The sequence below is a fragment of the Hoeflea sp. IMCC20628 genome (assembly GCF_001011155.1).
Classification (GTDB): domain Bacteria; phylum Pseudomonadota; class Alphaproteobacteria; order Rhizobiales; family Rhizobiaceae; genus Hoeflea.
Genome location: NZ_CP011479.1, coordinates 3,234,488 through 3,247,858 on the forward strand (window position 1 = coordinate 3,234,488; position 13,371 = coordinate 3,247,858).

The 13,371-nt window shown below is 54.4% G+C and carries 12 protein-coding genes; 1 reads left to right on the forward strand and 11 read right to left on the reverse strand.

The annotated features are described in order from the left end of the window. Window position 1: 1 nt before the first annotated feature. The 7 genes from IMCC20628_RS15255 to IMCC20628_RS24300 all read right to left on the reverse strand — a co-directional run bounded on the left by IMCC20628_RS15255 (window position 2) and on the right by IMCC20628_RS24300 (window position 6,161). Entirely contained in the window at window positions 2-619 is a 618-nt protein-coding gene (locus IMCC20628_RS15255; RefSeq protein ID WP_047030939.1) for a hypothetical protein, read from the reverse strand. Between the two features lie 479 nt (window positions 620-1,098). Then, window positions 1,099-1,440, reverse strand: coding sequence for a hypothetical protein (locus tag IMCC20628_RS15260; RefSeq protein WP_047030940.1), 342 nt, complete (start codon window positions 1,438-1,440; stop codon window positions 1,099-1,101). Window positions 1,441-1,621: 181 nt separating this feature from the next. Then, a complete protein-coding gene (locus IMCC20628_RS15265; RefSeq protein ID WP_156174530.1) occupies window positions 1,622-1,957 on the reverse strand; it encodes a hypothetical protein in 336 nt (111 codons plus the stop codon). After that, window positions 1,926-2,690 (reverse strand): hypothetical protein, encoded by a 765-nt coding sequence (locus IMCC20628_RS15270; RefSeq protein WP_047030942.1) that lies wholly within the window; start codon window positions 2,688-2,690, stop codon window positions 1,926-1,928. Before IMCC20628_RS15270 ends, IMCC20628_RS15265 begins: the two co-directional genes overlap by 32 nt. Further along, entirely contained in the window at window positions 2,683-4,659 is a 1,977-nt protein-coding gene (locus tag IMCC20628_RS15275) for an ATP-binding protein (protein WP_197078309.1), read from the reverse strand. Before IMCC20628_RS15275 ends, IMCC20628_RS15270 begins: the two co-directional genes overlap by 8 nt. Before the next feature lie 59 nt (window positions 4,660-4,718). Beyond that, entirely contained in the window at window positions 4,719-5,150 is a 432-nt protein-coding gene (locus tag IMCC20628_RS15280; RefSeq protein ID WP_047030943.1) for a hypothetical protein, read from the reverse strand. A gap of 90 nt (window positions 5,151-5,240) precedes the next feature. Continuing rightward, a complete protein-coding gene (locus IMCC20628_RS24300) occupies window positions 5,241-6,161 on the reverse strand; it encodes a hypothetical protein (RefSeq protein WP_052766448.1) in 921 nt (306 codons plus the stop codon). Window positions 6,162-6,384: 223 nt separating this feature from the next. Between IMCC20628_RS24300 and IMCC20628_RS15295 the strand changes: the two genes are divergently transcribed. Beyond that, window positions 6,385-7,736 (forward strand): IS3 family transposase gene (locus IMCC20628_RS15295; RefSeq protein ID WP_156174385.1). Its coding sequence is split into 2 segments (ribosomal slippage): window positions 6,385-6,721 and window positions 6,721-7,736, totalling 1,353 coding nucleotides; the frame shifts between segments, so codons are not numbered across the junction. Between the two features lie 510 nt (window positions 7,737-8,246). Here IMCC20628_RS15295 and IMCC20628_RS15300 read toward each other — a convergent pair. From IMCC20628_RS15300 to IMCC20628_RS15315, 4 genes are all read right to left on the reverse strand, one after another. Then, window positions 8,247-9,398: a hypothetical protein gene (locus IMCC20628_RS15300; protein ID WP_156174531.1), complete on the reverse strand. Its 1,152-nt coding sequence runs from the start codon at window positions 9,396-9,398 to the stop codon at window positions 8,247-8,249. A 360-nt stretch (window positions 9,399-9,758) separates the two neighbouring features. Then, on the reverse strand, window positions 9,759-11,003 hold the full coding sequence (locus tag IMCC20628_RS15305; RefSeq protein WP_047030945.1) for a type II toxin-antitoxin system HipA family toxin: 1,245 nt from the start codon (window positions 11,001-11,003) through the stop codon (window positions 9,759-9,761). 12 nt (window positions 11,004-11,015) lie between these two features. Further along, window positions 11,016-11,282 (reverse strand): helix-turn-helix transcriptional regulator, encoded by a 267-nt coding sequence (locus IMCC20628_RS15310; RefSeq protein WP_047030946.1) that lies wholly within the window; start codon window positions 11,280-11,282, stop codon window positions 11,016-11,018. Between the two features lie 1,112 nt (window positions 11,283-12,394). Further along, on the reverse strand, window positions 12,395-13,339 hold the full coding sequence (locus tag IMCC20628_RS15315; protein WP_047030947.1) for a dihydrodipicolinate synthase family protein: 945 nt from the start codon (window positions 13,337-13,339) through the stop codon (window positions 12,395-12,397). Window positions 13,340-13,371 lie beyond the last annotated feature (32 nt).

Here is a 13,371-nt window from a genome sequence, read left to right on the forward strand (position 1 = left end):
ATCATGCACACATCAGTTCCATTTGTTCGTTGGCATGTTCCATTACTAGATACGGAAGCCTAGACCCCGCCGGCGGATACCATATTGCGCCTGTAGAGAGCCCTAAAGTCTTTGGCAAATCTGGGGACAGGCTACAGTAGTCGGTGAGCCGGGCAGTTACAGCCATGATTGTTCGGCAGGCAGTCCAGCCGTCGGTTTTGGAATTAAACTCCAAATTATGCCCTTCCCCGCCATAGCCAAAAAACTCGTAGTCATATTTGTCGGTGTACCCGCGGCCCTCGTCATCCGTTTTGCGTGTGAGATAAGGCTCGAATTCCTGCATATCCGTTCCGTGATTATGCCATCGACCGGCCATGACTATTTCCTGATAAAACCCAAGGTCTGCTGCCGCCACCTCCCGGATCTCGCACTCGTGTTCCTCAACGAAGGCGTTCATCGAATGATCTAGCGACACCGGCACATCATTGATTTCTGCTATAATATTTTGCCGGGTCACAATGACGGCGGCGTCTTCGCCCGGCAGCAAAAGCCTTGCTTCGTACAGAATGCTGGGAGCCGCACTAGACCCAATTGCCGCATCGAACGCCAGAATGAATTGTTCATAATTTTTACTTAACAAAAGAATCTACTTATAGAAATATATATTACAGAATAAATAAAAGATTACGTCAATACACTAATATTAACACTATACATTTATTATATTTATAGAATTTTATAAGTATACAAACATTTTTATTCTTATAATTATATAGCCATACCAATCCCAACTTTTCAACAGACATCATTTGAAAGTTATGACTATGCTTGTTTGATGGATAGCATTCTCCCAAAAATTCAACTTACGAACGCCAAAAACGTCGATTCCTTTTCAAACGCCGATACATGAAGTAACGGGGGGAATACAGGATTTAGAACAGCAACGGAGTTTGCAATAGCCTGAAAATTTAGAGCCCGAAGCAAGGCCTTTAGCCATCGATTCAGGATTTGGCTGGCAGCGCGCATGAGAGCAACAATTTTGGGATGCGACAAACAGCGCCGATAGATTGATGTCCTCAACCGACAGCCCAGGCCACCCAGCCTTAAATGCAGGCAAGCCTAGTTGGCATCCAAGTCGCCACTGTCTTTAGAAAGATGACGCTTCGGGCGGAACGGAAACAGCCCATTGGCATAGCGATCAGCCAGGCCTTCGAAGACCTCCTCGCTTTCGCGAACACTGAATCCCTGGAGTTCCAAGCCATCAACGATCTCATCGCACAGCCTATCCAGCGCCTGCTGCCGTCCCAGACGATGGTTCTCGGCGCTCATGATCATCTTCCAGAGCAGCATGCGCGCAATGTCGTCTCTGGATGGCCGACGACGGTTACGGGCCTTATCTCTCACTCCCTGCTGCCGGACCAGTTGCTCAGCATTGCGCTGTTTCTTTGATTTCTTCCCCATTTTGCTCTCCCTTGTTGTGGAGACCCAGCCTGTCGGCCGGCGATGCAAGGGACAAACGATGTTTGCCAATGTTGAAAATCCAAAGGGAGATTGCAGGCAAGGACTTCGATCGAAGACTGCAAACGCTGCTGCGCACAAACGAGGTTTGCATCCGAATCGCGACAGTGAAAACGGGAAACACTTATCTGGAGATCGGAATCGCGGAAGGGTAAATTGAGGTGATTTGCATTAAATTGTCGGCAACCTGATCCGAAGCGAAATCAATTGCGCCAATTTGGATCGCCTTGCAGACAAGGTGTTGCCAATCAGATGGCATCAGCGGCAGCGTGCATGACATCGTCATCCACCACCGCCTGCCAGGATAGATGAGACCGACAAGGTAGTCACCGGCCGCAACCGCCGTTCGCGTATGAATCGCCGTTTCGGCTTTCAGAATCGAAACTCCGCACATCGGAATCGGTGTGGCGCCATGAAGAATCGCCGTTTCAGAGTCGGATTTCGCCACCCTCATCATCACGGCCGATATCCATGCCCAATAACTGCCGCACCTCGTCCCCTGACATCACGCCAGCTTGATTGAGATGGCTGGCAAGCTTCATCAGCTTTGACCCTTGCTCCTCAAGCAAACCGCGCGCCATGGTCTCGGCATTCAGCAGCCTTGCATTCACCCGGTTAGCAAGGTCACGATCCAATGTCAGCATATCGAAGCCGCGACTCGACAGGCGATAGAGGAGTGGTTGATGCTCTGCCATGCCGAGACTTGTCTCTGCATCAAGCGCGATTCCTGTAGCTTTGGCCAGATCGCTGCCTTCGCCACCACCCGAGCCCACCATTGGTTCCCCGACAACAAGCAGTTCCGCGACGCGCCCGGCCAGAATGGCCGCCATGGTTTTTGTAAGCCAATCTTCTGTCTGCGAAAGATGTGTAAACCGTTGGACCGTTACCTGGCCCATATCCCGCATGCCAAGGGTAACGGACTCGACCTCACCAATCCCTAGCAGTGACCAGACGATCGCATGGCCCGCTTCATGAACAGAAACACGCCAGCGTAGATCATCCGACATAACCTTCCGATCTGCACCGAGCGCCTGCTCAACATCAGCCCATGTCAGTCCACGCTTGTCCCGTCGGGCCTTTTGGCGCACTTCGCGAACCAACCGCTCGATATCGGCACCGGTCCGTCCAGTGGCCAACAGCGCTAGGGATTGAAGTGCGGTCGAGGGTGAAGGAGTTGTATGGATGTCAGACATGGGCATGTCCTTTCTTCAAGGCTGCATCTGCCTTTGGTGACTTCGGATGGGTGGAGACACACGACGGCATGTCCTGTGCGGAGCTTTCAGAATGCGAGTCAGCGCGTCGGGGAGCCGACGCCAGTACCGCAGCGAGATCGGAGCCGAGATGATGTACGAGAATCCCCGCAAGAGCCTCGGAATCTGGCGGTGGGATGAGGACGTGTTTTTCGAGCCTGCCCGAGCGAAGCAGCGCAGGGTCGATGCGTTCGGGAAGATTTGTCGCGGCGACAACAATGACGCCTTCGGTTTTCAGTGCCCCGTCGAGCAGTTCCAGCAAGCGCGTGATCAAAGTCGTCCAGTAATGTCCGTGACGGTCATCTCCGCCTCCACCACCACCACGACTTCCAATCGCGTCCAGCTCATCGATGAAGACGATGCACGGCGCATTTTCCCGCGCGGTCTCGAAAATTTTTGACATTTGTTGAAGAACATCGCCGAGATACCCAGGTTCGAGCCAGGCCGCGACCGAGCTCACAATCAGCGGCACTTCAAGTGTATTGCAAAGTGCCCGCGCAAAAGTCGTCTTGCCAGTGCCGGGCGGCCCGGAGAGCAGCATTTTAGAACTCATCTCATCCCAGCCGAGTGCGCCTTCGCGCCAGAGCGCAAGGTCGTCCTTCAGGTCGAGTGCCCAAGGTCGCGCTTCGCCATAGCCGGCCAGATTTCCGACGCGCAGTGACCGCACATGATGTGTTGATGATGCGGCCTCAACTGCCGTTCCAGAGATCACGGTGTTCGTATTGTCGGTGGCTGCATCGGTCGAAGACTCGACCTCCGGCAGGATCATATCGATCGAAGAAGCCTTCGGCTTGTCTCGTAACGCTGACAATGGATGTGATGAGCGCCCCCTGCGAGACCTGTTGTCATCATCTTCAACCTTATCCTCGCCAGCCGCGTCCGCAAGGGTCGCCAGCAGGCTCAGCACTGTCTTTGCCGTGCGCCCAGGCCGCACGGCAAGCGCCAGATCATCGACACTCAGACTGCCTGGATCGAACATCATTTCTTCCATGACTGAGACAGACTCGCTTGCCAGAATGCCGAGACAGACCTGAAGCAGGTCGGAGATCAATGCTTGGTCAATTCCCGCACACTGAAGCATAATGTCAGCCGCAACTGTGATCTCGGGCCTCGCATTTGCTGATGTCTCGTCGGCAATTACAAGGGGTACCGCGTCGCCAAGGATGGCTTTGCCCAAGGATCGCGTCAGATTTCGTCGGGTTAAGTCCGCAACGTTGCGGCCCGAGCCGGTAACAACCTTCCGCTTTCGCATCTCTGGCCGGGCGTCTCTCAAACGCTCCGAGAGCGGGCGGTCGCTTCGGATGTCGGTCAGTTCAGCATAAAAGGGCGCGATCAAGGCTTCCTCCAGCATTTTACCGATTTGCCGTTCAAAACCTATGACCGGGATTTTAAGCAGGATCACGGGGTTCCGTCGTGTCAGGACTTCGAAAAACTGGTCCAGGTCAGTGACGCTCTCGCCCACCGCACGGGCGATCAGAAGGGCCATAGCTACATGCGTCGGATTGGGTGGCGGCAGGAACTCGCGTAGCAGCGCAAACATGGTTGGAGAATTCAGCAGACTTGGACTGTTGGGAAAGAGTAAACTTGATTGGCCCTTGTTGCGCCGTGTCGGTTTCACGCCAACATCGGTGCGTTTTGTCGGGACTTGGGACGCTGGTTGATTGTCAGACGCACCAATCGCAATCCGACTAATGAGCTCGCTGCCATCATGGTCGACAAAGCCGTCATGCATTGTAGTCGGTGCGCGGTTCAACGCACGACTGACAAGACGGCGGGCACGGTCCGTGTCGCCGGCAAGCCCCGATGCCGCAGGCCCGGAGACTTGCCATGCCACGCCAAGTTTCTTTTCGCCGAACGGAAAGTTGATGGCGAGCAGTCCTACGTCTGACGCCCGCTGATAGAGATCAAGCACGGCAAGTCTGCGGATGCGCTTGAGAAGATGTCGGGAAATACGGTCAGTGATCGTGTTCATCAGGCATCTCCCCATTTTCCGCTTGTCCAGCCGGTTGCGGCGTCTTCCAGGTCTTTCGGAAGATGTTTTTGGTTTCCCAGGAGCCAGTCGCGCATGATGAGGCAGGTCGGGTCACCCTCGTCACAGAGATCAAGGAGCCATTTGCGCGGGATAGAGAGCATGCTCTCAAGACGAACCCCTCTGCGTTTGGCCGAGCGAATGGCAATCCGAACCACGCTGGCAACATGTCTGGCGTGCTGCTCCGAGGTCATCGGTTGCGGCCCTGCAACAATGAGCTTCGTCGGTCCCTGGGAAACGCCCCTGAACTGAAGGGAGGGCGGCGTGTCGGTTTGCAGCAACAGGCGGCTTGGAGACTGACTGCGATCTTGTTTCACTTCAGTTAGTGAAGTGACGGTGGGGAAGGTGAGGAGTGTGGCTGTGTCTGATGTCATGGCATGGGTCTCCCTTGGCTGAGCCCTCAGGCTCAGCACTAATGGATTTCAATCTTGGATTTGGTTGGCGATGCTCTCGAACGAGAGATGCTAATGCGGACGGGGCGCTGGAACCTGGGCAAAGCCGACGATGACAGGCGGCCGGTCATCGTTGACGATTGCCTCTTCGCCTCCATCGGTCAGCAGTGTGGCTGATCCATCCTCATCCCCTGCATCGTGGGCATGGTCATCGAGAGCGATCATCGAAGTTGAACCATCAATGTCCGATACAGAATTCGGACTGCGGGCCGCCATCCAGTTGGCATCGATCCTCTCACGGAACATCTTGCGCAGCGACAACAGGGCTTCACCGGCGCCGGTTACCTCCAGAAGATGATCAAGGTGCGACAGCGGCCAGATTCCTCCTTTGATATCCGTGCGGCTGCCTTCTGCGTTGAGAATGACGACACGCACCTCTTGCACCGAGAGCCGGTGATGTTCTTTGTAGAGATAATCAGGGGCGAAGAGAGCTGAGGCCAGCATGCGATTCTTGAGATCGGCGAGGCGGGATGCCTCGTAAGACGTCAGACTGCGCTTGACATCGACCATATGTGCGATCCCCGTTTGGGTGTTGATGATCAAATGATCTGGGGTGTACGACTTGCGACCACCTGTATCTGCATCAAAGGTAAGACCACGATAAAGACGGGCGTCATTGTGTTCGACGAGTTGCATAGCCGCCTGGGTAAGTGGCAGTCGAATATTCTGCGACAGAACAGTCAAATCGGGATTGCAGGTAGCCAGCAAGTCAATGCCACGCTCGAGAAGACGGCCTTCGTGCACAGGCACCGACCGAAGCACAGAGGCAGCCTTATCCAGACTGCCTTTGAAGGATTTCCGCATCGCCTCCACCGACAATGTGGAGGCCGTGACCTCTGTGACGAGTGCCTGAAGCAGCGGCTGGAGTTTCTCGAAGTTGGCATGATGCTTGTAGGCGGAGGCCAGATCAGATGAAGAAAGTTGAGTGGTCATGGAGGGTCTCCTGAAGAAAATGTAGAAATGTGGGAACAGCACAATGGCGACGCACGGATGTGCTCACGCGGAAATTATTTCCGCGTCGGACCGATCGGTCAGATCAGTCACACTGCCTTTGGCTAGGATGTCCGTCGGTGTCTGACGTCAGCGCCCGTGGGACAGATTTGAGGATTTGAACAACGGAGGATTTCTGGTTCATCTTACCGATTGGGAGATCGAGATGAGACAGAAGCCTGAAACATCGAAGAACGCAGCTGACAAGCTGGTCAAGAACATCCGCCGCAAGACCCGCCAGACCTATTCAGCGGAGGAAAAAATCCGTATCGTTTTGGCGGGTTTGCGTGGAGAGGAAAGCATCTCGGTGCTGTGCCGCCGCGAAGGTATCGCCGAAAGCCTGTATTACAGCTGGTCGAAGGAGTTCCTGGAAGCAGGCAAGCGCCGGCTCTCGGGTGACACAGCACGGCAAGCGACGTCGCCGGAAGTAAAGGACCTTCGCTCTGAAGCCTTGGCGTTGAAGGAATGCGTCGCCGATCTGACCCTGGAGAACCGCCTGCTCAAAAAAAGCATGACAGGTGCTGGGGAGGACGAGGCATGAGATACCCTGCGACCGAGAAGCTTGAGATCATTCGCACGGTCGAAGGATCGCACCTGCCAACCAAGCAGACCCTCGATATGCTGGGCATACCGCGCACCACTTTTTACAGATGGTATGATCTTTACCTCGACGGTGGGGTTGTTGCCTTGGATGATCGGTCTCCACGGCCGAAGTCGGTCTGGAACCGTATCCCCCAAGACCGGCGTGATGACCTGATTGAGTTCGCGCTGGAACACGAGGCGCTGACGACCCGGGAGCTGGCAGTCAAATACACTGATGAGAAGCGGTATTTTGTCTCTGAATCATCGGCTTATCGTATCCTGAAGGAAGCCGATTTAATCACCGCACCGGCCTATGTGGTGATCAAGGCAGCCAATGAGTTCAAAGACAAAACTATCGCCATCAATGAGATGTGGCAGACCGACTTCACCTACTTCAAGATCATCGGGTGGGGCTGGTATTACCTCAGCACGATCCTGGACGATTACAGCCGCTACATCATCGCCTGGAAGCTTTGCACAAACATGCGGGCCGAGGACGTGACAGACACCATTGAACTGGCGCTTCAGGCATCGGGCTGCGACCAGGCCGTCGTGCGCCACAAACCGCGCCTGCTCAGCGATAACGGGTCATGTTACATCTCTGGCGATTTGGCTGAATGGCTGGAGGACAAGAAGATGGATCACGTTCGTGGAGCCCCGTTCCACCCGCAAACCCAGGGAAAGATCGAGCGATGGCATCAGACGATGAAGAACCGGGTCCTGCTGGAAAATTACTATCTGCCAGGCGATCTTGAACGCCAGATCGAGGCCTTCGTCGACTACTATAACAACAGGCGCTACCACGAGAGCTTGAAGAACGTCACACCCGCCGACGTCTACTTTGGGCGCGACAAAGCCATCTTGAGAGAAAGGAAAGAGATCAAGAAGCTGACAATCCGCCAACGTCGCTTGCACCATCAAAAACAAGCGGCATAATCAGTCACACAAACGAACCAGAGCCTCCAATACTCAAGCCGCTCTGATGTCCCATTTTATCTGACGACGGACAGTCCGTCGGGTTCGGTCAGTCAGCGCAAGGCCAAGATGGAACCTGTCGATCGCGGTTTCCTGGTCGGGTCGCCGGTGGCGATCCGTGGGAGTCGCGGAGCAACTGCCGCAGCATTTTCAACTGGAGAACTGGGAGAGAGTGCTTCCACACACGGGAAGACAGCGTTAAGGGTCAACATAGCCCTAATCCTTTCCAAAGAAGGTTGTGGGTCAGGCCCTCGTTGATGTTAGAGCATCTTCGGGGGCCGCTAAGTCACTGCAGATATTCAGTTTCTGCCGACACATGAGGGATAGACCGGGTTTCCTTGTCCGGCAAGCAAGAAGAACGCATCCGGAACAAAGAGCTCCGGCATGGTTAACAGGTGACGCGGGCATTTCTCGGGTCTAGACAAAAAAAAGCCCCGCCGAAGCGGAGCATGTCATTTAGGAAGTTGAGACTCAGGACGCAGCTGATCCTAACGACAGGTGTTTCGTGAGTTTGATGACGGACGGCGGCATTGGCTGTTGTTTTTGCTGTTCTCGCTTCGGCTTCCTAGCAGCCTTCACTTCTACCGGTGCCATATCGTCAGTTACCGGATCGGGCTTTGCCTCCACCGGCACAGCGGCTTTCATCGAAACCACCTCGGCAGCGTCATCGCTTTTAGCCATTACTGGGCCGCTCGTCATTGGTTCGCCGTGTATCACAAAGCGCAGAGCGGGAGTGACTTCTTGAGCCAGCCAGTCAACAAGCTCGGTAGCTGCTGGCCAACCATCGGCACCGCCGAGTTGGCGCAACAGCCGCTGAACCCTGCCCCATGAAGTTCCGTCTTCCACTATGCCGATTTCCCAATTGCCTTTTTCATTCCAGCTGTGCGGCCGAATTGGTGCAGCGATCACCTTGAACAGGTCGTGTGCATGACGGCTCTGGATTTCAATCTGGTCAGCGAGCTTGCTTTTGATGACCCGCTTGCCCAGGGCACTCGAATCAAGAGCTGCATCTACGTGAGTTAGGATGTGCTTCACGCGCTCCGCGAACTCGGTGATGTCGGTGCTCAGCTTGATTTCAGCCGCTTTGCGAAGCCCCACCAGTCCACCCACGTCGAGAGGAGGAATGTCGGACTTCGGTTTTCCCCCGACTGCTTCTTTGACATCCTTGACCTTCAGACGCTCGCCGGCCGCGATGCGGGCAACGAGGGTTTCGATTTGCGCCGGTTCACCCTTGGCCAACTCGAACAACACTGTCGGCAACACTGCCGATGCGATCAGTTGCTCGCGATGGTCCTGAAGGTGTTCGTGCACCGAGGTGTAGTTCCACGCAGAGCGGACTTTGTAGTCGGAGAATGTCTTCAGCCATTGTCCGAATGATTTCTCGGGGACAAGGCATTTCACCTCCGCGAATATCGCACCCTTCTCGAAAGCTTGTTCAGTAGAATCGCGATTGAGCGCGGTGATTTTTGCTGCCGCTCGTTTCAGTGTGCTTGTCACTTCAGGTGATACCGCACCTTCGGTCGAACCTGATTGTATGCTTTCAGCGCTCAGAAACGTATTTTCAGTATTCTTATTAGCATTCTTGTTTTCTTTATTTGACATTTTTATTTTCATCTTTCTCATCGATCCGGCTCGTTGCTGTATATCTATGATCATCTCAATTTTTTAGTAAGTCAAATTATTTTATATTGTCAACATATTGATGTTAAAAGTGTTTTGTTGATTTTATTGAGTTTTTCAATGGTCGAAATCCAGCGATTTAGGGAAAATCACAACATTCTGGTGCAGCCAGATTTGATTGATTTCGACCAACTCGAAAAGCAACAACACGAGCATTTATGACCAACCTGCGGTCATAACGGTGATGATTTCCTCTTGTGGAGAAATCGTTATCCCGCGGCGCTTGTTCGTTGAATTTTCAGGCGGAGAGGCCGTGTTTTACAGGTGCGCCAAAGCCATAATAAGGAATGCTCTGACCACGCCTCACTGGCGAAGCTGTCGATCTATCCGACGACACCGCTTGCTTATCAGGTGGCCGAGTTTGTCGGCCATCTCTGCACCCGCGCCTTGCCCACCAAAGAGGGGCTCAAGTCTGCCATCCAGCTGGCTCATGACCTGGTCCGTCATTTCGCGAACACGCCTGATAACCGAGACTGGGCTCAATCCGACAGCCTCTGCAAATTGTCGCCAATCGTTCCCGTGGAGTTCATTGGCGTTTCGCTTTGTCGCAAGTTGCTGAGGAAGTGACTGGTCCACCTGTTTGTAAACTGCTGCGCACATCAAATCATAGAGCGGTGCAAGTTTGGCAGTTCCCGCCGCACCGATGAGAACTGAATAGTTCTTGGCATGGGAGTCGGAATTGCAGATCAGGATGTTGAAAATCACGGCGTCAAGCAGCTTCAGCCTTTCGCCAGGAGAAACGTATCGCGCCAACGCGTCAAACATCTGCACCAGTGATGCGCCGCCGCGCTGTCCAAGTCCGGTACGCTCATACTTTTCGGGCGGAAACAGGCCGAGCAGCTGGCAAAAGTCTTCCTGATGAATACGGCGAATTGTTCCTTGATCGTCGGCGAGACGATCATAGCGTTCGACCAAAAGGTAGTCTCGCTTTCCCGCCTTACCAGTCGTCACCTCAGCCGTCTCCAAACCGCAGAGCTTGGCCAAGGTCATGCAGAAGGCTTCATTTTGAACGCTTCCGGCCAGGCGTTTGATGTCCGGTTTCAGAATATGCGTAGAGGGCGTGCCATCGACGGGAATAGCTATCTTGCCATCTTTACCAATGTAGACAGGCAGTTTGTCCTGCACACCCGCCAAAGACATGGAGACCCCCTGCTCTCCGATCAGGAAGGGGCGCTCTGGCAGTTCGTTCAATATGCGCTCAAGCGCCGCCTCATCGGGGACAATGCGGAAATTATTTCCGCTTCGGCGCGGCTCACCGATCGAAAAGGCTCCTGCGGTATCGCGGCCGAGGTTCATGAGAAGGCCGACAATGTCCTGAGGCGAAATTTTCAGCTGCTGACCAATCTCGGAGAGATGCGTTTCAGGCAGAAGATTGGCAAGCCAGGGCATGATCTGATTAGCCCCATAGGGGCCCGACCGCATCGGCATGGTCAGTGAGATTGGGAATGCCGAGGTGCGACTTTCCCAACTCGGCTCATAGGCAAGCGAAATCCCATCGTGGTCGATGAGCTGGGCGACGGGCCAGGTTTCGTAATAGATCGTTGTCACAAGAGCACCTGATCAGGAGAACCGGGGTAGATAGCCGAGATCGTCATCGGCTTCAGAGGTAGCAGGCGACGTCGCAGATTTCAGGTCACCGAGATCGATGCCCACTGTCCGTGCCGCGATGAGTGACTTTTCAAGATGGCAACTGGGCTTGCCGCTCTCCAAGTCAACGATAAAGCGCTCACCGGTGCCGCAACGTTCGGCAAGCTGGGCCTGCGTCCATCCCAATTTTTTCCTGTGGTCTCTAACAAGTGTGCCGAAATCTGCGGCTGAACGGATCATGAGGTGCTCTCCATATTTTGTCTTACCGTACAGGAAGAGTATTCAGCAATCCATAAAAACTTCCCGATAAGGAAGCTCGCGGAGAAAATGGAGAATTCTTCCCTCTCGGTAAGGCGATGGCGAAGTGCTTAATCACGGCTGATCTTTTGCTAAGCTGAAATCGGATGGAGGCAAGACAAATGGCTTGCCTGGAGTCGTAACAGACGATCTCGTCAGCGAAACGCCTGAAAGGCGCTCGTACCGTTCAAAGACTGCGGAGTGACGTATAAAGTATACGTCGTCTTGTGCGAGGATAATTCCTCCCAATTGAGGGGTGACCCATAGGGGTCATTGCACGTCCGCTTCAGCAATGGAGCAAAGGACGTGGACTCATGACTTCAGGAAACAGACTCAAGAAACTCAGACAACAGGCGGCCCAGCAACAAGGTGGTCGCTGTTTCTATTGCCAGTACCCGATGTGGGTTTCCAGGCCCGAGGAATTCATCGGGCGCTATGGGATTTCACCTGGGCTGGCAAAGCGGTTTCAATGCACTGCCGAGCATCTCAAGGCTCGATGCGATGGCGGCGAGGATATTGCGCCGAACATCGTGGCGGCTTGCCACTTCTGCAACACAAGACGGCACAGAACGAAGCATCCTGTGGATGCAGCCAAGCATGCTTCCGTCGTGCGTTTGAGGCTTGCGAAAGGCAGATGGCACCCGCCGCAAGTGAGAACGTCTTTCAGCGAACGAAGAGCTGTCCCTAACTGATCCTCACGGGCGCGGTGACAATCGGTCAGCCTGGCTCATCAGCCTGACGATCCGTTTGGGAATTGTCTTGCACGACTGTCCCCCGGGAGTGTATGACAATTTTGTCTTACAAGAACTGCGGTGATCGGATTTCACCAACCATTTCAGATGCTTGTGAGGGGGTCGAAAAACCTTAGCTGGGGATCCAGGTGATGGAGCCCAAGAAGGAATAGTGTCCGACCAGTGCGAAAGCGCAAAGGTCACAACCCATCTACAAGGGGCAGGAAGATCAACCTGCGCATCCGGCACCTTTGGCTCGTCAGGTGAGGACGGAAGCATCAACCTAAGGCAAAGAATCGACATTTGCGCTTCCAAAGACGTACATCAGGCGGACTGGCCACTTTCGGCAACAATCCTGGCACGGAATTGCGCAGTTCCCCTCTTGATATGGCCGAGAGTGTCCTCCAGCGCCCAAAATTTCTCGCGGACATCGAAAGTTTGCACCCGCGAAATCTCGGTCGAGAAGATCCCGAGGCTTTTCTGGTAGATCTTGGCAAGCGTCGGATAGCCAAGAGGCTCCGCATTCGCCGCCAAAGCGAGAAATGTCACCATCTCGCGCAACAGCGAGGTGTCGTCGTCCCTGTGCGCATACATCCAAGCATAGAGGTCGGGATGAAAATTGGTAAAGACGCCCGAGAATCCTCTGGATCCGGCCTGCATCGCCGCGTGCGCGATCGCAGCGTTGGCGTTGACGATCGCCAACGGCGAGCCTTCAACAATATTGACGCGCCTCGTTACGGTCTCGAGATCACAAGACACATCCTTCAGCACGACAAACCGGCCGGTGTCGCGGCATAACTTCAGCTCGTCGTCGCTAAGCAGCCGGCGATAGGGCGCAGGACATTCATAAAGGCCGAGCGCCACATCGGAGGGAATTTGCTTCAGGATCTCGTCGAGCGAATTGCGAAAGGTTTCCGTTCCCGCATTTTCCGGATCGAGCCTGTTGCTGACCAGGACCAGTGCATCCGCGCCGGTTTCCGCCATGGCGCAAAGCTCTGCCACCTGATCATCAAGGGTCTCCGAGACATGGCCCGATGCGACGACCGGCATCCGCCCGTTGACCTGACTACAAACCGCGCGCGACAAGGCGCAGCGTTCTTCTAGGCTCAGGAACTGCATCTCGCTCGACTGGCAGACGGCGAACAGCGCATCGGCATCGTGCTCGATGTACCAATCGACCAGGCGCTCCAGCGCCTCGAAATCGATCTGTCCGTCTTGCGCGAACGGTGTCAGCATGACGGGAATGATTCCGGAAACGTGATGGGGCATGCCTGTCTCCTGTGGATGTTTCAACTGCTATA

Excerpts from the sequence above, each read along its gene's own strand:
- IMCC20628_RS15260 (WP_047030940.1), bottom strand. The coding sequence starts at position 1,440 with ATGGGGAAGAAATCAAAGAAACAGCGCAATGCTGAGCAACTGGTCCGG.
- IMCC20628_RS15270 (WP_047030942.1), bottom strand. The coding sequence starts at position 2,690 with ATGTCTGACATCCATACAACTCCTTCACCCTCGACCGCACTTCAATCC.
- IMCC20628_RS15280 (WP_047030943.1), bottom strand. The coding sequence starts at position 5,150 with ATGACATCAGACACAGCCACACTCCTCACCTTCCCCACCGTCACTTCA.
- IMCC20628_RS24300 (WP_052766448.1), bottom strand. The coding sequence starts at position 6,161 with ATGACCACTCAACTTTCTTCATCTGATCTGGCCTCCGCCTACAAGCAT.
- IMCC20628_RS15300 (WP_156174531.1), bottom strand. The coding sequence starts at position 9,398 with ATGAGAAAGATGAAAATAAAAATGTCAAATAAAGAAAACAAGAATGCT.
- IMCC20628_RS15310 (WP_047030946.1), bottom strand. The coding sequence starts at position 11,282 with ATGATCCGTTCAGCCGCAGATTTCGGCACACTTGTTAGAGACCACAGG.
- IMCC20628_RS15315 (WP_047030947.1), bottom strand. The coding sequence starts at position 13,339 with ATGCCCCATCACGTTTCCGGAATCATTCCCGTCATGCTGACACCGTTC.